Source organism: Undibacterium sp. FW305-107 (assembly GCF_058788535.1).
In genome coordinates this window covers 361,376-379,219 of record NZ_JBYTAV010000006.1, presented here as the reverse complement: position 1 = coordinate 379,219, position 17,844 = coordinate 361,376, and the positions used below count along the sequence as shown (strand labels likewise).

17 protein-coding genes are annotated in these 17,844 nt (G+C 49.7%); 6 read left to right on the top strand and 11 right to left on the bottom strand.

The features are described from left to right. Window position 1: 1 nt before the first annotated feature. Window positions 2-691 (bottom strand): response regulator, encoded by a 690-nt coding sequence (locus AC3WQT_RS15915; protein WP_423005881.1) that lies wholly within the window; start codon window positions 689-691, stop codon window positions 2-4. Between the two features lie 195 nt (window positions 692-886). Here AC3WQT_RS15915 and AC3WQT_RS15910 point away from each other — a divergent pair, with 195 nt between their 5' ends. Further along, complete coding sequence (locus AC3WQT_RS15910) at window positions 887-1,786, top strand: dioxygenase family protein (RefSeq protein WP_492705024.1); 900 nt, start codon at window positions 887-889, stop codon at window positions 1,784-1,786. Window positions 1,787-2,084: 298 nt separating this feature from the next. Further along, the gene (locus AC3WQT_RS15905) at window positions 2,085-3,833 is read left to right on the top strand and encodes an ATP-binding cassette domain-containing protein (protein WP_492705022.1); all 1,749 of its coding nucleotides are present in this window, start codon (window positions 2,085-2,087) and stop codon (window positions 3,831-3,833) included. Between the two features lie 75 nt (window positions 3,834-3,908). Here the strand turns inward: AC3WQT_RS15905 and AC3WQT_RS15900 are convergent, their stop codons facing one another. From AC3WQT_RS15900 to AC3WQT_RS15890, 3 genes are all read right to left on the bottom strand, one after another. After that, entirely contained in the window at window positions 3,909-4,181 is a 273-nt protein-coding gene (locus AC3WQT_RS15900; RefSeq protein ID WP_492705021.1) for a hypothetical protein, read from the bottom strand. A 71-nt stretch (window positions 4,182-4,252) separates the two neighbouring features. Further along, entirely contained in the window at window positions 4,253-5,761 is a 1,509-nt protein-coding gene (locus tag AC3WQT_RS15895; protein ID WP_492705019.1) for an ATP-binding protein, read from the bottom strand. Window positions 5,762-5,819: 58 nt separating this feature from the next. Further along, window positions 5,820-6,461 (bottom strand): response regulator, encoded by a 642-nt coding sequence (locus AC3WQT_RS15890; RefSeq protein WP_492705017.1) that lies wholly within the window; start codon window positions 6,459-6,461, stop codon window positions 5,820-5,822. A 431-nt stretch (window positions 6,462-6,892) separates the two neighbouring features. Here AC3WQT_RS15890 and AC3WQT_RS15885 point away from each other — a divergent pair, with 431 nt between their 5' ends. The 3 genes from AC3WQT_RS15885 to AC3WQT_RS15875 all read left to right on the top strand — a co-directional run bounded on the left by AC3WQT_RS15885 (window position 6,893) and on the right by AC3WQT_RS15875 (window position 9,757). Continuing rightward, window positions 6,893-7,558 carry an energy transducer TonB gene (locus AC3WQT_RS15885; RefSeq protein ID WP_492705015.1) on the top strand — a complete coding sequence of 222 codons (666 nt, stop codon included), beginning with the start codon at window positions 6,893-6,895 and terminating at the stop codon, window positions 7,556-7,558. A gap of 128 nt (window positions 7,559-7,686) precedes the next feature. Continuing rightward, window positions 7,687-8,043: a hypothetical protein gene (locus AC3WQT_RS15880; protein ID WP_492705013.1), complete on the top strand. Its 357-nt coding sequence runs from the start codon at window positions 7,687-7,689 to the stop codon at window positions 8,041-8,043. Window positions 8,044-8,128: 85 nt separating this feature from the next. Then, window positions 8,129-9,757, top strand: coding sequence for an alkaline phosphatase D family protein (locus AC3WQT_RS15875; protein ID WP_492705011.1), 1,629 nt, complete (start codon window positions 8,129-8,131; stop codon window positions 9,755-9,757). 91 nt (window positions 9,758-9,848) lie between these two features. Here AC3WQT_RS15875 and AC3WQT_RS15870 read toward each other — a convergent pair whose 3' ends face one another. From AC3WQT_RS15870 to AC3WQT_RS15840, 7 genes are all read right to left on the bottom strand, one after another. Continuing rightward, complete coding sequence (locus AC3WQT_RS15870) at window positions 9,849-10,688, bottom strand: hypothetical protein (protein ID WP_492705009.1); 840 nt, start codon at window positions 10,686-10,688, stop codon at window positions 9,849-9,851. Between the two features lie 46 nt (window positions 10,689-10,734). Then, window positions 10,735-11,349: a penicillin-binding protein activator LpoB gene (gene lpoB, locus AC3WQT_RS15865; RefSeq protein WP_492705007.1), complete on the bottom strand. Its 615-nt coding sequence runs from the start codon at window positions 11,347-11,349 to the stop codon at window positions 10,735-10,737. A 47-nt stretch (window positions 11,350-11,396) separates the two neighbouring features. Next, window positions 11,397-11,798 carry a YcfL family putative periplasmic lipoprotein gene (locus AC3WQT_RS15860; protein WP_492705005.1) on the bottom strand — a complete coding sequence of 134 codons (402 nt, stop codon included), beginning with the start codon at window positions 11,796-11,798 and terminating at the stop codon, window positions 11,397-11,399. A 23-nt stretch (window positions 11,799-11,821) separates the two neighbouring features. Next, window positions 11,822-13,363, bottom strand: a complete 1,542-nt coding sequence (locus AC3WQT_RS15855) for a COG3014 family protein (protein ID WP_492705003.1) — start codon at window positions 13,361-13,363, stop codon at window positions 11,822-11,824. A 216-nt stretch (window positions 13,364-13,579) separates the two neighbouring features. After that, window positions 13,580-14,473, bottom strand: coding sequence for a prolyl oligopeptidase family serine peptidase (locus AC3WQT_RS15850; RefSeq protein WP_492705001.1), 894 nt, complete (start codon window positions 14,471-14,473; stop codon window positions 13,580-13,582). 92 nt (window positions 14,474-14,565) lie between these two features. Next, a complete protein-coding gene (locus tag AC3WQT_RS15845; protein ID WP_492704999.1) occupies window positions 14,566-14,952 on the bottom strand; it encodes a hypothetical protein in 387 nt (128 codons plus the stop codon). Between the two features lie 82 nt (window positions 14,953-15,034). Next, the gene (locus AC3WQT_RS15840; RefSeq protein ID WP_492704998.1) at window positions 15,035-16,231 is read right to left on the bottom strand and encodes a toxin-antitoxin system YwqK family antitoxin; all 1,197 of its coding nucleotides are present in this window, start codon (window positions 16,229-16,231) and stop codon (window positions 15,035-15,037) included. A gap of 235 nt (window positions 16,232-16,466) precedes the next feature. Here AC3WQT_RS15840 and AC3WQT_RS15835 point away from each other — a divergent pair, with 235 nt between their 5' ends. Continuing rightward, window positions 16,467-17,600, top strand: a complete 1,134-nt coding sequence (locus AC3WQT_RS15835; RefSeq protein ID WP_492704996.1) for a hypothetical protein — start codon at window positions 16,467-16,469, stop codon at window positions 17,598-17,600. Window positions 17,601-17,844 lie beyond the last annotated feature (244 nt).

Sequence of the window (17,844 nt, the reverse complement as noted above, 5' to 3'; positions counted from 1 at the left end):
GTCACTCGCGCGTCAGCATATAACCCTGGCGGTACACGGTCTGTATGACGGTGCGGCCATCAGCAAAGGCGCTGATTTTCTGGCGTATGCTGCTCAGGTGGACATCGATATTCCTGTCGAACCTGGCCAGTGGCCGACCCAGTCCCTGTTCGGATAATTCATTCTTGCTGACGGTTTGTCCGGCATTTTTTACCAGCAATTCCAGCAAGGTAAATTCGGTGCTGGTCAGGTCCAGCATTTTATTATTCCATTCTGCACGGCGCTGCCCCGGCCACAATTGCAAGGCACCGACAACCAGGCATTGTCTGTCCTGATCTGCATTCATGCCACTCTCAGTACGGCGCAGGATGGCCCTGAGCCTGGCCAGCAATTCGCGTGGGGTACATGGCTTGGGCACATAGTCATCGGCACCCAGCTCAAGGCCGATAATGCGGTCTACATCATCACCACGGGCTGTCAGCATCAGCACAGGCATACGGCTATGTTCACGTATGCGTCGCAAGGCATCGATACCATTCATGCGCGGCATCATGACATCCAGCACGGCAATCGCATGCTGGCCGGACAGAGCTTCCACCACCGCCTGCTCACCATCATGTACTGTAGTAATGACAAAGCCCTCACGCTCAAGATATTCCTTGAGCATGCCTACCAGTTCGACGTCATCGTCTGCGAGCAATACCTTGGTCATGTTGTAAGAAAGAAAAAAGATTGTATGTTGATGTTGATCATAGCAAAGCCATCCGCATACTTGGGCAAATTTACCTGCTTTTACAGTCCTGCTTCTGGCATGACACAAAATCCTTACCTAACTTTACCTTTGCTTTACTGCACTTAACAAGTCGGCGCGACACAATGCAGCAACACCAACGTAAGGAGAGACATCATGGACAAGCATACAAATCAACTGGAAACCGATCTTCATACCCTGATGCAGGCAGCCGCGTCACGCAGGCAAATGCTGCGCTGGATATCAGTTGGCGGCGCTGCAACTTTACTGGGCTGTGGTGGCGGCAGTGATGCCACCACGACCTCATCTACCAGCACTGGCACCACTACTACTGGGACTGCTACTGGGACCACTACCGGCACAACTACTGGTACAAGCACAGGCACTACAACAGGCACCAGTACCGCAAGCTGCAGCATCATCCCGGAAGAAACAGCCGGGCCCTACCCTGGTGACGGCAGTAATAGCAATGGCGCAAGTATTGCCAATGCGCTGGCCTTGTCTGGCATCGTGCGCAGTGATATACGTTCCAGTATAGCTGGTGCCAGCGGTGTGGCAGCGGGTGTGCCTTTGACCATCAAATTGCAATTGGTGAATACCAAGACCAGCTGCGCCTCACTGGCCGGTTATGCAATCTACCTCTGGCATTGTGACAGGGATGGCAATTACTCCATGTATTCATCCGGCATCACCGCTGAAAATTACCTGCGCGGAGTGCAGGAGACGGACAGCAACGGCAGTGTCAGTTTTACCACGATATTTCCTGGCTGTTATTCAGGTCGTATTCCACATGTGCATTTTGAGGTTTACCCCAGCGTCGCCAAAATCAGCAGTGCCAATAACAAGGTCAAGACTTCACAATTCACCTTCCCCATGGCAACCCTGAATGAAGCTTACCAGGCCACTGGCTATACAGCCAGTGTGCGCAACCTCGCACAAATTACGTATGCAACTGACAATGTCTTTAGCGATGGCACCAGCCTGCAAATGGTCAGCGTGACTGGCAGTGCGACACTGGGCTATGTGGTAACTTTGACGGTAGGCATATCTGCGTAGTGTTGACATGGCGGGAGTATGGGCATCTTGCCTTGCTCCCGGTATTTCAATAGAATCGGGCTTCTAATCAACTCCTCAACTCTTTTTAATGAAAGGAGGAAAACATGGAAGTTCTAAAGTATGCCATCAGCGGCATACGCAACTTTGGTATATTTGCCAGCTCTTGTCCTAGTTCCATCGCGCTGCGATAACAAGACGAGAGCACTTATCCCACTTACCCTCCGGGCCTGTTCTCGGCTCATTATCGTTAGCGCTCCTGTTGACGTGGATGCCTGCATCCCAAATCAAAGACAAGAGCATGACTACCTTATTATCTGCACAAGCATTACAACTGGAAACCAGCCATGGCGTTTTATTCCAGGATCTTAACTTCACCCTGCAAGTCGGCCAGCGCATAGGCTTGATAGGCCACAATGGTAGTGGCAAATCCACATTGCTTTCGCTGCTGGCAGGGCAACGCACTGCCAATAGCGGCAGCATACAGATGGCACGCCTGTGTCGCCTGCAATATGTCGAGCAACACTTGCCACCTGCCCTGCATACCCTGAGTCTGTATAACGCCATGCTGGATGCGATCAACGACGTGCCAGAACTGCACTGGCGTGTCGACAGCCTCTTGCACGAACTTGGCATAGATGCAGCCACTGCCGGGGTCGCCGTGCAATCCCTGTCCGGTGGGCAGCATACCCGCCTGCTATTGGGACGCGCCTTATTACGCGATCCCAATCTCTTGCTGCTGGACGAGCCCAGCAATCATCTCGACTTGCCATCCCTGTTATGGCTGGAAGAATTTTTGTTGAACTGGAAAGGCGCATTCGTATTGGTATCGCATGACCAGCGCCTGTTGAATCGGGTGACACGACAAAGCTGGATCTTGCGTGACAGGCAAATCACCTGCTTTGACCAGCCCTGCTCAGAAGCCCTGCAATCTCTGGCTCTGGCGGATGACGCCGCGCAAGCCAGGCGTGACGCAGAACAATGCGAAATTGACAGGCTGGCGGCCAGCAGCAAGCGTCTGGCTATCTGGGGCAGCGTCTATGACAACGAAAAGCTGGCACGTAAAGCCAAGACCATGCAAAAACGGGCCGACCGCTTGAAGGAAGAACAAACCACAGTCACTGAAGGCCAGCCATGGACTTTGCAATTGCATGGCAAGGCATTGGCGGCTAATCATTTGTTGCAACTGGACGCCTTGACGGTCAGAGCTGCCCCGGGTTTGCCCGGCCTGTTCAGGCTGGAGCAATTCGGTGTACGGCCAGGTGACAAGATCGCTTTACTGGGTGCAAATGGCACGGGCAAATCTTCCTTGCTCAGGCAATGCTGGCAAGCGATATTATCAGAAGAGATATCTGAACAAATTCGCTGGCATACGGCAGCACAGATAGGTTATTACGACCAGTCTCTGCAGCAACTGAATAGCGATGCCAGCCTGCCGGATGCGCTGTATCCCTTTGTCGCTGGTTCGGAAACTGCCAGGACAGAACTGGCGCGTAAACAGGCGCTGATTTCAGCAGGCTACCCGTATCACCGTCATCAGCAAAAAGTGGCATCGCTGAGTGGCGGTGAACGCGCCCGTCTGCTGTTTTTGGCACTCTCACTGGCCAGCTATCACTTGCTGTTTCTCGATGAACCGACCAATCATCTGGATATGCAGGGCAAGCAGGAATTGACAGCGGCGCTGGCTGGATTTGCTGGTGGTTTTTTGCTGGTTTCCCATGACAGGGATTTGATAGAACAAAGCTGCCAAGAATTCTGGGTAGTGCAGGATGGTCGCCTGGAAAGATGGCTGGATGCAGAAAGCGCCTATCAGTGTCTGCGACAAAAACAGCAGACATCTGCAGCCATGCCTGTTGAACTTATTACAGCGAATAACAATGTTGGTGAAACCTTGCTCAGCGATACTGAGCAGGCTTTGCAAAGACTGTGTGAACTGGAAGAGTTATTGCAGGCTGACCTGGCTCGCAAACCCAAACATCAAAAGCCACAACAGCAGGCAAGCTGGCATAGTGAAATGGTGCGTTTGAATCATTTTCTTGGTCTGGATTAGTCCATCTGATCAAGAATTTATTGCCATCCTTACCGAAGCACAACATCAGGCAGGATAGTTGTTGTGTTTCGGTTTTTAACTCCCAGGCAAACCCTGGTCACACCACATGCATTCTTCGCGCTGACTATCGGTACGCATACTGCATTTCGGGCAAGCGATCAGGTTTGCATTTTGTGGCGAGCCAGTAGAAAACACACTGAAAAATATCCATGTCGCAAAGGCTGCGAATGCGACAAAGAAAACCAGATACGCGGCAGCAGAACTGGATATCCAGTTCTGCAACACCGCCATACCTGTCAGTAAAAACAGCAGCGCACTGGCACCTGCTATTTTGAACAAGAGTTTCATCTTGTATATCCGTTCAAAAAACTACTCATTGCACATAAAACATGATTCGCCAGACTTGCAAATTCCACACTCTATGCCAATGGAAAACGTATGATCAATTGCGTTCCCGCCTCTGTTGAAGATTGCAAATCTATCTCACCATTGAATGCCGCAACACGTTCACGCATGCCGGTAATACCTATGCCAGCAGAACTGTGATGTATGTCAAAACCCTTGCCATTGTCACTGACCTCTATCTGCAAACTTTTTTGTTCTTCCAGCATGCTCAATGCGACTTCCACCTGGGTAGCCTGCGCGTGCTTCATGACATTCGACAAAGCCTCCTGGATGATCCTGTAGACAGAAATCGCCAGACCGCTATCCAATCCTGAAAAATCTCCGTCACTGTCAAAATGAAACTGGCAACCTGGTACATTGCTGTGGAAATGCCTGAGCATGTCTTCGACCGCACCTTGCAGACCCAGCATGTCCAGTACTTCAGGCCGCAGGCGGCGTACCAGGTTGCGGCCATTGGCATATAAGTCCAGAGTCAGTTTGGTGATAGCCTTGGCGCGCTCCTGGATTTCGCCTGCGACTTCACCATTCGCGTCGACCACATCTATCTGTGCAGCCAAATGCTGTATGCGTTGTGCCTCCAGCCTCGCTGCAATCAATGAGGCATTCAATTCATCATGAATTTCTATGGCGATGCTCTTGCGTTCATCTTCAACAATGCTGTGAACCTTTTGTATCAGCTTGCGTTTTTCTGCATTGGCTTTCAAAGCTTCATTGCGCGACTCCATCAAGTCCCGTGTTCTTTCCTGCACCTTGTTTTCCAGATCCTGCTTGGCTTGTTGCAGGCTGACAGACATGGCATTGATGGAAGTCTGCAAGTCACCTATCTCACCACCCGTTGTCACTTCCAGTGTATTCGAATAATCACCTTCGCGTATTTCACGCAGGGTTTCTATGGATTTTTGCAAAGGACGTGTCAGGCTTAAAGCCAGGTATACAGCCAGCACCGCGCTGACGAACAAGGCCAGTGCACTCATCGCCAGTTCAAACATGAAACGCTGGCTATGCTTGGCCAGCATGCGCGTAGCCGACATGGTGACCCTGACATAGCCCAGCATATCTGCATCTTTGCTCTCAGTACTGGTGGTCGTTAACGGTAAAACACCAGATTTCGCGGACTTGGATTCCTTCAGCAAATTCACCCACACCAGCTGACGTCTGACCGGTACTTCGACCGAATGTTCCGCTTGCTGAATTTTTTCGGTAGAAATAATATGCAGGATGTCTTTCTTGTCCGTATCAAGCACGTCTATCCTGGCAATGCTGCGGTCTGACAGCATGACATCGGCCATGGTATTTTTCAGTCCCGCCAGGTTTTTGGTCAGCAGATTGTATTCGACACTTTCAGCCAGTGTGGTGGAGACCACGTAGGCGCGCTCCAGCAATTCTGCCTTGCCCTCCTGCAAGCGAGACTGATAGGAATACCAGACCACAGCGCAAAACATATAAATCACCGGCAGCAAGATGATGAGAAACAGGCGCGAGCGCAAGTCCCAGTTACGCCAGCGTAGCGCGGCAAAATTCATTGCGTGGTTGCCTGCATTATTGCAGGTGCCAATGCTTGCATCTGTGTCTGTGACTGCATCACGGTGCAATCAGGCCATGCTTGACCGCCAGCTTGGTGATGTAGGCAGGTCTGTGTACACCCAGTTTTTCCTTGATGGCCTGACTGACATTGCTGATGGTTTTTAACGACAGGTCCAGTCTCTCGGCAATCTCGGCATTGGTCAGCCCCTCTGCCATGAACTTGAAGATTTCCAGGTCACGCTCATTCAACAGCGATTGTGGTGATTCATCCCCACGCACTGATAAATTCGCAAGGCGCTCTGCAATCTGCGGCAGGAAATACAATTCTCCCTGATGCGCACGCTGCACTGCCGTTGCCAGATCAGCCGGATCACAGTCCTTGGTGACAAAGGCCTTGGCACCGAGACGATAGGCTTCCTTGATCAGTGCATCCTGGTCAAACTGACTGAGGAAGACAATTTTCGCATCGGCAAATTGCGCCAGGATATCGCGCGCAGCGTCCAGACCAGTCAGGTCAGCACCAAAACGTATGTCCAGTATCACTACATCCGGTTTCAAGCTTGCATATTGCTCGAATGCCTCTTGCGGCGTCCTGGCTTGCCCCAGTACGGCAATACCCAGACTACCCAGCGACATGGCAAAACCTGTCATCACGATGGGATGATCATCGGCCAGTAATACCCGTATGCCATTTTGCATAATTACAACACCTTATTATTTAGCAGAATAATTTACTCATTAAACGCAATAGTAATGCTTTTCACTAGCAATTGCATCATTGAGAGTGCTGAAATACGCCTCGCAGCAAGAGTAGCCAGCATTTAGAACTTTTTACCTATTGCAGATCAACAAAAACAATGGACAGCGAACGTCAATTTTTTACTTTTCAGCAATAAAAGTAGTAGCCAATTTCTTTAGCTTCACTATAAAAGAAATAAAAAATCATAATTAAATCAACAAAAATGCTTTTCAAGTGACATTTTTATTGCTATCTTAAAGCACATGGATTGCACATTACTGCCATTTCACTTGCGCTTACAGCAGCGAAGGCATTAGCTGATGCATCTCCAAGCTAGTCCCCGGCATGTGTTGTCGCACATGCCGGGCCTGACCCTAAACTGGAGAACAAAATGGAATTTTCAAAAAACCAACAGCATCCCTTCAAGCGTATGTCACATTTGGGTGTCGTCGCCTTGCTGCATGTAGCTTTGCTGGCCGCCTTGCTGAACAGCATGAAAATCAAGATCAGCCCGCCTCACAGTGAGCCATTCCATGTCGAATTTGATGAACCTAAAGCAAAACCACTTGAGCCTGAGCCAAAATTCAAACCTGACTTGCCTCTGCCCAAAGACCCTCCACCATATATTCCTGAGGTTGAGGTTGCAGTTAAAAATCCAGTTAGCGATTCACCGATTTCAAAAGTAAATCCAGTTCCAGACAAGGGAGAAAAAATAAGTGATCCTGGTGGAAGCGGCGATGGTCCTTTGCTTATAGCAACAGGCCCAACAAAAGCGCCGGTGCATATCGCAGCCGTAGTTGATATGAGTCGATGCGAAAAACCTGTCTATCCTGCAAGCTCCATCCGCAACTCCGAAGCGGGAACAGTCACCCTCGCCATGTTGATAGGTGCAGATGGACGCGTACTTGAAACCAGGACAGAGGGCAGCAGCGGCTACCGCAATCTCGACAAGGCCGCCAGCCAGGCCCTGTCACTGTGCCGCTTCACGCCTGGCACCATCGATGGCGTAGCGCAGCAAAGCTGGACCAAAGTGCAGTATGTCTGGAAGATAGATTAATCAGAAAGGGAAGCAACAAGGCATGTCTTTCCCGATGTATTTCCCATTTTGCTGCCTGCCTTTCGCACCGCGACTGGCATGGCAGTTTTTTTAAAAATATGGACTTACACTTCAGTAATGAGCAAGCCATGCACCGCCAATACAGTCACTCCAGCTATCTTCGTGCCCTCTGCTTTTTCATCAGCATGATGCTGACTTCTTACGCTACAGCTATTTTGCCTCCCGCGGCAAAAAACGAAGAAAAATTACCTGTGCTCATGATCAATATCCAGCATCATGGAGTCGCCCCGGCTGCGGCGAGTACCCCTGTCTTTACGCTCTATCACGGTGCCATTGAACGCTCACCCTACCTGGGCTGGATTATCCTGATGTGCGCCTGGCTGCTGCCAACGGGCATGCTGGTAGTGACAGTCGCTACCGTCTTTGACTTTAGCAAGCGCAGGCGGAACGATCAATTATTTAGCGCAACTCTGGCAGTCAGCTAAATTATCACTGCATTAGCATTGACATGCTTTGGTAACACTGACACTTTAGAATAAAGCTCATCTAAAGTTCTCACAGGGAAAAGCCATGTCCAAGGATCGCAAGCCAGGCAAGAATGAATTGCAACGCCGGCAGTTCCTCTGCAATGCCAGCGCCAGTGCTGCTGCCATCATCGCAGCAACCAGCCTGCCCAAAATAGCACGTGCGCAAACTACTGCACCGGCACTCATCACGACAGACAAGTTGCGCCCACAACTGCCTTGCGGTGTCATGAGTGGGGACATCACCAGAGACAAGGCCATCATCTGGAGTCGTACCGACAGGCCCGCACGCATGCTGCTTGAGTATGCCAATAATGAAGCATTCAAGAATGCCAAGAGCATCAATGGCCCACTGGCATTGCCCAGCGCGGATTACACTGCCCGCATAGACCTTAGCGGTTTGACCGCAGGCCAGCGTACTTTTTACCGCGTGCGTTTCCAGGATGTGCAAAACCTGTCTGCTATCAGCGAAGCAGTGCAAGGCAGCTTGCTCCTGCCTGGCGGTACAGAACGCGACATCACTTTTGCATTTTCTGGCGATGAAGCTGGCCAGGGCTGGGGTATCAATGAAGCTTTTGGCGGCTACCGCATTTATGAAAGCATGCGCCGCTTCCAGCCTGATTTCTTTATCCACTCAGGTGACCAGATTTATGCTGACGGCCCCATACATGCGCAAGTCAAACTTGACGATGGCAGTCTCTGGAATAATCTCGTCACGCCCGCCAAATCCAAGGTAGCAGAAACCCTGAACGATTATCGCGGCAATTTTGCCTATAACTTCCTTGACACCAACAAGCGCCGCTTTGCTGCAGAAGTGCCCTTCCTGGTGCAATGGGATGATCATGAAGTACGCAATAACTGGTACCCGGGCCAGCAGATGGGTGAAGCAGAAAAACGTTACCAGCAGCGTGATTTGAATACCCTCGCGGCGAATGCGCGCCGGGCCATGTTTGAATACAATCCCTACCGCATAGACCAGCATGATCCAGACCGCATCTACCGCATGTTCAGTTATGGCCCCCTGCTGGAAGTATTCATGCTCGATGAGCGTAGTTACCGTAGCAAGAATTCACCGAATCTGCAAACAACATTGAATGATGATTCTGCCTTTTTGGGCAAGCCGCAATTGCAATGGCTGAAGCAGGCCCTGCTGCGTTCACGTTCTACCTGGAAAGTCATCGCCAGCGACATGCCCATCTCCATCATCGTGCCTGACCTGAACTCTGATGTACCCAAAGGTACTTATGAAGCCTGGGCTAATGGCGAGCATGGCAAGCCGCTGGGGCGTGAACTCGAAATTGCCGAGATACTCAAATTTATCAAGCAGCACAATATCAAGAATGTGGTCTGGGTCACTGCCGATGTCCATTATGCAGCAGCAACTTATTACACACCTGAAAAAGCCCAGTTCACTGACTTTAAACCCTTTTGGGAATTTGTCGGTGGCCCGCTGAATGCCGGCACCTTTGGCCCGAATGAAGTTGATCAGACCTTTGGGCCCGATGTGAAATATGTCAGCGTGCCACAAGGCATGAAGCAAAACCGTTCACCGGCAGAATTGCTGCAATTCTTTGGCATTGCAAAAATCGATGCGAAGACCAGGGCAATGACAGTATCCATCCATGACATAGATGGCAAGAGTTTATATAAAGTCGATATACACCCAGAAACCTGATAGCGCCAGTCCTGCGAACAATCTGGTATTCCAGAATGCAAAAAGCCTGGTGAAAACACCAGGCTTTTTTATTGCAATTACTACCGGTTGACTACTTGTAAACAGTCACTGGTTCAGTATTTTGCACAGGCACGACAGGTTGGCCATTTTGCACGCGGCCATACTGACCACGGTTGGCACCGCGAGGTGCGCCGAACTGCACCAGCAACTCATCATAAGCTGCGTCAGCCAAACTACGTGAAGTTTCTTGCATGACCTTGCCACGACTGAAGACGACACGGTCACCAGCACGACTGATGATCTTGGTATCGACACCAGAACCGCTGGCGCTGAATGCTGCCTTGACTTCATAAGTCTTGGTATTGATCAGGCTGAAATCAGCCACCAGATCAAGCGACAGACTGGCTGTCATGGAATTACCGTATTGCAGCTGGTTACTCTCCTGGCGGAACTGGATATTACTCACAGTGCCAAACAAGACATAGTCAGCGCCAGGATACATACCCTGTTTGATACGACCTATGATGTCGTAAATTTTCTCCATGGGCTTGCCCACGTATGGACGAGCCTGCACCAGGGACACACCGCCACCCTTGATCAATGCGCCTTTCAGGTCAGCCGTGTAAGTCTTTAATTCACCACGGTCGATATAGGTATAGAAACCCTCGGCTTCGTAGTAATTGCTTTCACTCTTGGCGTTGATATTGCCACGCTGCGAATAGCTGCGGTCAGTTTCACGCTCACTATAGCTACCCTTGACACTGCTCTTGCTGGAAGCAGACACAACGCGAAAATATTCACTGACTTTTTCTTCATAAGTCAGGTCAGTCACCGCAATTTTTGGGATGGTAATTTTTTGTTCAACTGCACTGGCACTGAATGCCGCGACAGAGCAGAACAAGCCTGCCATCAATTTTTTCAGATTCAACATCGTATTGCCTCTTTAAGAGATGAGCGTTTCAGAATGACGCCCGAAATTAACGCTTGGAAGTTTTACGAATTTCTTTTTCGTCTTGCCATTCGATGGAACCATCTTCAACGTCATACAGCTTCAAAGTCATTTTGTAAAACACGTCTTTGGTATTGGCATTTTGCTTGACGATGGAAACGATCTCGCCTTCCAGAGAGTACTTGGCAGCACTCATATTACCGACCTTGGCCTTGCCCTGTGCCTTGTACAAACCACTCTGGTTCTGGCGCTGCAATTCATCCACACCTTGCTGCATTTCATCAGCACTGCGAGTGAACTTCACCTTGCGGCTTTTCACCAGTGCAGTCTGAATACTGTTCATGATGGACTTGGTATCAATGTATTCGCTGGTCTTGTTGCGCACACCAGCCAGTGTCATGGTCGGACGATTTGCCAATACCGGATCCTCCAGCAGGGAACCGACCATTTTTTCTGCAATCATTTGCAGGTCGGTAGAACCAAATTCATTAGTGACAGTTTCTACCGCCTTGTTGTCACCATAGCTGACCTGGCGTGCCAGGCTAACAGTCGGCTGTGACAACCTGGTCTGGCAGGCTGTCAATGTGAGGCCAAGCAGTACCACCAGGGCGCAGCTTTTGGACAGTGAGGAAATGCGTTTCATATGTACTCCTTAAAAATAATCTTGTTGCTACTTTTTTCTATTGATAATTAGCGTGGCTCAGCACTCAGTTCTATCCTGAAATCCGTCGCTTGCGGACCATAGGCTGTGCTCTTGATGAACTGGCTTTGCTGACCCAGGATCATCAATGGCTTCCAGACTTCGCCATCACCTACCTGCATGCCTGCTGCATCAGTCCAGCGGAAACGGTAATACACGCGCACATCACGATTAGTCAGGTTGACCATCTCGGCCTGCACCACCATGACGTCATTTTTGCGTTGCGAACGCAGGTCAGTCACCTGTACACCTTCAAGAGTGCCGCGTACCATCAATTTGGCAGCAATACCAGGGGAAGATGCGTTAGGGATATCCTGGGCAAAGACAGGAGTGGTAAAGCAGGAAGCAAGCAAAACAGTGCATGCGGCAAATTGTTTGGAAATCAGTTTCATATATCCTCTTCTATCCTCTAATATCAGTTGGATTTGGTACCAGTGGCACTTGTTGTGGCCGTTGTGCCTGTCGTTGCTGTCGCTGCATTTGTTTTCACTACAGGTTTTGCCTTGACTGGCTGTTTGCCTTTCACCGGCGGCTTAGGTGCTTCAGCTGCCTTGACTTCTGGCTCAGCCTGCAATTGTGCTACGGGTGTCACGCTGCCAAATTTTGCCAGGTCACCCAGATAAGTCTTGTCCTGATAAATACGCACAGGCACTACCATGTAACGACCATCGACAGTGATCTTGCCTGCGTCACCACGATTGCCGAAATTCAAATCATAATCGCCTGGTGGCAAAAATGCACGTGCCACAAACACGCGCTCTGGCAGACTGCGCCACATGCGGTCATCTGCAGGGCTTTCGGTCGCGGCAACAGCCAGATTGGCAGCCAGACCAGCAAGTGCACCAAAGTTTTTATTGACTTGATCCTGCACCACACCTTTAGTCACGGCGCGCACCGCAGCACGGGTGTAAATACCAGGCAATTCATCCTTCAATGCCTTACGGGCCATCACATTAAAATCGGTGACCAGCGCTGTTGGCAACACCTGATTACCAACACGGATATTATTGATCACAGGTGCATTCGGATCTGGGTAAATCACCGGGAACGCGAAAGAGATTGTCACCAAACCACGGCCAGTTGGCACGGGGAAGGCGATTTTCTTGGATTGACGCGCAGGTGAATTGCCCGCCTCGATAATGAACAGCACATCGGTCACGCCTTTTTTGCGGCGGAAGCTGGTACGTTGATCCAGACCTTTCAAGCCATCTTCCAGCACTGGCAAATCCGGGCGCAATTCAATTGCCTTGCGGTAGCCAGGCGCAGCCAGGCCTGGTTCATTCAGCGCTTCATAGACAAAACCTGCCAGATAATGACTGAGGGCATTCTGGTAGCCGTTTTTCAGCTTCAGCACTTCAGGATCATTCAGGGTTTCAACCGGGTAGCCATTCAATTCCTTACCGGTTGAACTTACGCCCTTGTCCTTCGCTTCTTTTTCTGCTTCTGCGGTTTCCTTGGAACGGAATTCTGCGATGACAGCTTCACGTTCATGCGTGCGTTTGATATCCACGCGGGCGGTATCCAGGTCACCCAAATTCAGACGATCCATGGCCATGCGCGTTGTCAGCATGACTTTTTCATAGTCCTGGCCTTCATAATCACGGCTGGCATCGCCCATGATGGTGGCGCCAATCTGGCCCATCAATTTTTGAGGAGATGACTTGGCAGTTTCTTCCCAGATTTTTACCTTGGTATCGGCCACGTCAAAGGCGTCAAGACTGTCCTTGTAACGCTTGCCTACGCGCATCAATTCGCCTTTTTCGAGATTCAGCAGCAAATCAGCTTTATTAGCGCCTTGTGTTTGCGCTTCTACCTGTCTGATCGCTTCATCAATCTGACCAGATTTTGCGACTGAGAGTGAAGCAGCAACCTTGCTGTCATGGGTAGGCGTAGTCACGCAACCCGTCAGCACAAGTGCTGCAACAATAGGGGTCAGGGTAAAGGTGGATAGGCGCATAGTTATCATTATCAGAGAGCAATTGTAGGGTGAAATGCAAAACGCACGCATGGAAATATCCACACGTACGCATAGGCGCTAAGTATAGTAAGGCTTTACATTTTTGTCATAGCTTTAACTGCTACGAAATCGAAGTTCTTGTAACTAGTTGTAATGAAATAGAGGAAATAGAATACTGTTTCGATATGAATTGCCGTGCATCAACAGTAATTCATCTCACTGCTTATTTTCCGTCTTATTTTCCGTCTTATTTCCCAATAACCAGAGGTCAATCTGATGCATGAAATCAGGCAGATAATTTTTGTCCTTTGCGCTGAGACTGTGGTCAGCATCTGGAAAAGACCGTATGTCCATGATTTTTCCGGCCGCCTGAAAATGCTGCTGCAATTGGGCAATCGCATGAGCAGGGATAACCGGATCAGCATCTCCTACCGCCAGCAATATCGGTATGTCCAGCGCCAGCAGATTGGCAGTTTGCGGAATGGCAGCAATTTCTGACCAGTACCTCCAACTGCGGCTATGGATGCGTACCGCATCTGGATCAATTGGCGTGACACTTAAGCCAGCCTGTAATTGCTGCCAGGCGGGTCGCATCAAAGGATTTTGCTTGCCCAGCGCAGCGTACACATCCAGCGCATTCATGCCTGCATGCGACAATAAAACCAGATGGCTGGCATGCAATTGCTGCGCCAATAGTGGTGCCAGCTCTGCCCCTTCGGAGATACCCATGATGATCAGGCGCTGAGGTTGTTGAGCTTGCGTTTGCAAGGCAGCCATTTGTGCCCGCATGAACTCCAGCTGATCAGCTTGCCAGCGTGAAGGATGATCAGCACGCGTATAGGCCTCGCCACAATTTGTTCCATCTGACCCTGGCAAGATATGACGCTTGTGCATGATAAAAATCCGCGTGCGACCACTCTCACCTTCCAGTCCAGAAAAATACTGCGGCAAGAACGGTCCCATGCTGATGCAATCTGAACCGGAAATCACAAACATCACATTGGCCAGCGGTGCATCTTCATCCTGTTGCTGCCAGGGTTTTTTATCCATTTCAAAATAAATCGCCTTGCCGCCATCACTGAACTGGAATTGATTCACGGCTACGGCCATGCTGTCACGCCGCAATTCGGGCACGTTGCAGGCAGATAGCAGGCAGCACAATCCAAGGATCGTGGATATAAAAAAATAGCTGAAATTAAACTTCATGCTGAGCGAGCGACCACAACACTGCAGGCCAGTAAAAGCAAGGCAACAGGAGCCCAGATTCTGCGTTCCCATTTGCTTGGAGTAATGAGATTTAACACACTGCTGATGGACATGAAAGTGACTACTCCCCAGATCGCCTTACGCGACCAGTCCAGATAATCCGGCAACATCATGCCAGCGCGGATAAAAATGATCAGCGCGATGAATGCCAACAAGCCCAATTGGACCAGCGCAGCGATACGCAGGCGAAATGGCAATTTGCCCGGGTACTTGCCACCCAGGGCCACACTGCCCCATGGCGCACCACATGCCAGACATAACTGAAACAGGGCGACCAGTAACAACAAAATACCGGCGATACTGGCAGCCATCATTGGATTCATTATTTATTGATCGCCCAAATCAACACTAAATGAACACTCATTGAGTACTTCTGTGTCTGATATCCGCACTGCAGAGTTTGCCTCATTTTGAAAATGCCTTGCGTGAACCATCTTCGTAGACCTGATCATCCGCCAGCAACTTGCCGCTGTCATCCCAACTGCGTTCGCGCTGTATGCGACCACGCTCGTCGTAATGAGATTCACGCACCAATGTGCCATTTTGCGCAAAACCCTGATGGATGCCAACAGGGCGTTCGCGGTAACGCCCTTCATAGACATAACGCTCAAGGCTGGACATTTTTCCGCTATCAAAATAATTGCGTACTTCCTTGATCTCGTCCTTGCCATCGATAGTGAATTTCTCGCTGCGCTTGGCCTGTCCGTTCAGATAAAAACTGCTGTCTGAAATCAAGCGATTTTGGCGGCGGCCATCTTTTTCGGCAAAAGCAAAAAGCTGCTCACGTACTTTTGAGCCACTCTCGTGATACTCAACTTCACGCTCCAGGGCGGCAGGTTTTTCTATGACATTCCACACCGTTTCTTTACGCAAGACACCCTTGTCGGAATATTGTTTGCGTGTTTTCTGTTTGCTGCCAACTTCTTCTACAGTCTCGGGCTTGCCATTGTCATGAAAATAGGTGGCTTGTTGAGAAACACCGGCCAGCAAAGTAAACTGACTGCGCAAACGGCCACTGTCAGAATACAATTGCACCTGCGAAGGCTTGCCATTGAAGCCGCACAAGGCTGCATCGTTGGCATGGGGTGCCAGCAAAGGTTTATCCGCGCATTCAATTTCGCTTAATTGTTTGTCCTGTGTGTATCTGATGGCAGCTTTTTCTTTTGGGTTGTCACCAATAAAGGCAATCCGCTTGACTGCGCCATTTGGATACCATTCACGCACCAGGCCACGGGCACTGCCATTCACATTATTTTCTTCACGCAGCACTTGCCCATTCGGAGCAAATTCACGCGAACGTCCATGGGTATTACCACGCTCATTGACGTTATATTCCTTGGTCAGGACGCCATCCTTGTAATAACGCACCAGGCCTATATAGACACCGGCACGTAATTCCTGCTCGCGCACCAGCTTGCCGGTATCTCTTTCCATGCATTTCATGATGCCAGTCTTGCCAGCCGTGGTGCTACCGTTGGCGGGATTGACGTGCTCTTTGTTCAGCTCGCAATCTTCGACAGCCATCGCATTCGACATACCCAGCACGGTAACAGCAAGAATGGGGACGATGCCCCGCAAAATGGATTTGGCAGATATAGTCATCTTGAAATAAAAATAATGTTTAAAAGCAAGAACTAATACAATGGCAACATTGTCAAAGCTATCTTTATTTGCAAATTGGACTAGCTTTTCTCACATCATACCAATTAAACCAACAAGACCTGCGAAAACTGAAGATCAAGCTCTGACCGTAGTGTGGGCTTAGTGCGCAATTCAGTGTTCGCGTGTCTCGTTGCAAAGAATTTTTTTTGATCAATTAATTATCGGAGTCTGTAGCATGCCATCAAACGAAGTCAGTTTTCAATCACCCAAGTACACCTATGCAGATCTGAGTACTTTTGGCGGTCATCATAGTTGTGTCCATGCTGTCAATAATTATGGCCAGATGATAGGCAGTGACACAAAAAATGAAACCGGCGGCTCTCATCAATACGGCACACAAACTACTTATGCAGCGCTTTGGGATAATTCATATTACGTGCCCAAAACTTCATTGCTTGCGGAAGTCGATAGCCATGCCTACGGGATTAACAACTTGTCTACCATCGTCGGCTCTTCAGTGAAAGAAGTTGACGGCAGCTTCCAGGTAATGGCCACAGTGTGGCAAGATGGACATACAAACTATCTGGCATCCTTGAGCAATGGACAATACAAGAGCATTGCCAGGGCCGTTAACGACAAAGGTGTCATCGTTGGAGAAAGCTTCACTAATGACATATGGTATGCCCATCATGCTACCTTGTGGGATGACAAAGGGATCACCGATCTTGGTACTCTCGGAGGTTCGGACAGCAATGCACTAGCCATCAATAATGATGGCCTTGTGGTAGGCTGGGCCTCAGGTTCTGCCGCAGAAGACTACATGCACCCTGTCATGTGGAAAGATGGCAAGATCATCAACCTGTCGCCTGCACATCACGGTGCGGCAAACAGCGTCAATGACAATGGACTGGTGGTCGGCTATATTCTCGACGATGAGATGTATGCTCATCCCACACTATGGAATAATCAAAAAGAAAGCCTTCTGCAAAGTGCTGCAGGATCCTTTTGTTATACAAGTGCAATCAATAACAAAAACCAGATCGTCGGTTCTGAAATTACTGCCGATGGTCAATTCCATGCCTTGCTCTGGAACACGCCTGACAGTGCCGCCATAGACTTGAATCAGTTTTTGGACAAATCCCAGCGCGACGCTGGCTGGACACTTGCCAACGCTACCGACATCAATGACAAAGGCTGGATCGTTGGTTCAGCCATGAATACCAAGACTTATGAGTCGCATGCCTTTGTGCTGACAGCCGACGGTGTCACAGGATTGGCTGCTGCCGTCCCTGCACCGGCAGAACTGGTCGCAACTGCAAGCCCTGCTTCACAAGAAGCGAGCGCGGATGTCTGGTCAGGTGCTTACTAAAAGAATAAGCTTCCTTAAAGCCAGCCTGATAAACTGCCCCTGGTGCTTTATTCCAAGGGCAGTTTTGTCATTTTTGCTTGGTGAATCAGTTTGAACACGGCAGCTCAAGCATGGCAGAAATGAAAGCTTAAATAATAAATACCTGGCTCTAAGCCTAGTCTGCACCCGCTGTCAAGACTGGCGCAAAGTCACAAATTGCGTATCATCTGCGCCTTGATTGCTTTTTTTATGTCTGGATTCTGGA

What these genes read in the sequence shown, in the direction of transcription:
- AC3WQT_RS15885 (WP_492705015.1), top strand. Translation starts at nt 6,893, where the DNA reads ATGGAATTTTCAAAAAACCAACAGCATCCCTTCAAGCGTATGTCACAT.
- AC3WQT_RS15895 (WP_492705019.1), bottom strand. Translation starts at nt 5,761, where the DNA reads ATGAATTTTGCCGCGCTACGCTGGCGTAACTGGGACTTGCGCTCGCGC.
- AC3WQT_RS15845 (WP_492704999.1), bottom strand. Translation starts at nt 14,952, where the DNA reads ATGAATCCAATGATGGCTGCCAGTATCGCCGGTATTTTGTTGTTACTG.
- lpoB (WP_492705007.1), bottom strand. Translation starts at nt 11,349, where the DNA reads ATGAAACGCATTTCCTCACTGTCCAAAAGCTGCGCCCTGGTGGTACTG.
- AC3WQT_RS15910 (WP_492705024.1), top strand. Translation starts at nt 887, where the DNA reads ATGGACAAGCATACAAATCAACTGGAAACCGATCTTCATACCCTGATG.
- AC3WQT_RS15850 (WP_492705001.1), bottom strand. Translation starts at nt 14,473, where the DNA reads ATGGCCGTAGCCGTGAATCAATTCCAGTTCAGTGATGGCGGCAAGGCG.
- AC3WQT_RS15915 (WP_423005881.1), bottom strand. Translation starts at nt 691, where the DNA reads ATGACCAAGGTATTGCTCGCAGACGATGACGTCGAACTGGTAGGCATG.
- AC3WQT_RS15905 (WP_492705022.1), top strand. Translation starts at nt 2,085, where the DNA reads ATGACTACCTTATTATCTGCACAAGCATTACAACTGGAAACCAGCCAT.
- AC3WQT_RS15880 (WP_492705013.1), top strand. Translation starts at nt 7,687, where the DNA reads ATGCACCGCCAATACAGTCACTCCAGCTATCTTCGTGCCCTCTGCTTT.
- AC3WQT_RS15900 (WP_492705021.1), bottom strand. Translation starts at nt 4,181, where the DNA reads ATGAAACTCTTGTTCAAAATAGCAGGTGCCAGTGCGCTGCTGTTTTTA.
- AC3WQT_RS15835 (WP_492704996.1), top strand. Translation starts at nt 16,467, where the DNA reads ATGCCATCAAACGAAGTCAGTTTTCAATCACCCAAGTACACCTATGCA.
- AC3WQT_RS15860 (WP_492705005.1), bottom strand. Translation starts at nt 11,798, where the DNA reads ATGAAACTGATTTCCAAACAATTTGCCGCATGCACTGTTTTGCTTGCT.
- AC3WQT_RS15840 (WP_492704998.1), bottom strand. Translation starts at nt 16,231, where the DNA reads ATGACTATATCTGCCAAATCCATTTTGCGGGGCATCGTCCCCATTCTT.
- AC3WQT_RS15855 (WP_492705003.1), bottom strand. Translation starts at nt 13,363, where the DNA reads ATGCGCCTATCCACCTTTACCCTGACCCCTATTGTTGCAGCACTTGTG.
- AC3WQT_RS15875 (WP_492705011.1), top strand. Translation starts at nt 8,129, where the DNA reads ATGTCCAAGGATCGCAAGCCAGGCAAGAATGAATTGCAACGCCGGCAG.
- AC3WQT_RS15890 (WP_492705017.1), bottom strand. Translation starts at nt 6,461, where the DNA reads ATGCAAAATGGCATACGGGTATTACTGGCCGATGATCATCCCATCGTG.
- AC3WQT_RS15870 (WP_492705009.1), bottom strand. Translation starts at nt 10,688, where the DNA reads ATGTTGAATCTGAAAAAATTGATGGCAGGCTTGTTCTGCTCTGTCGCG.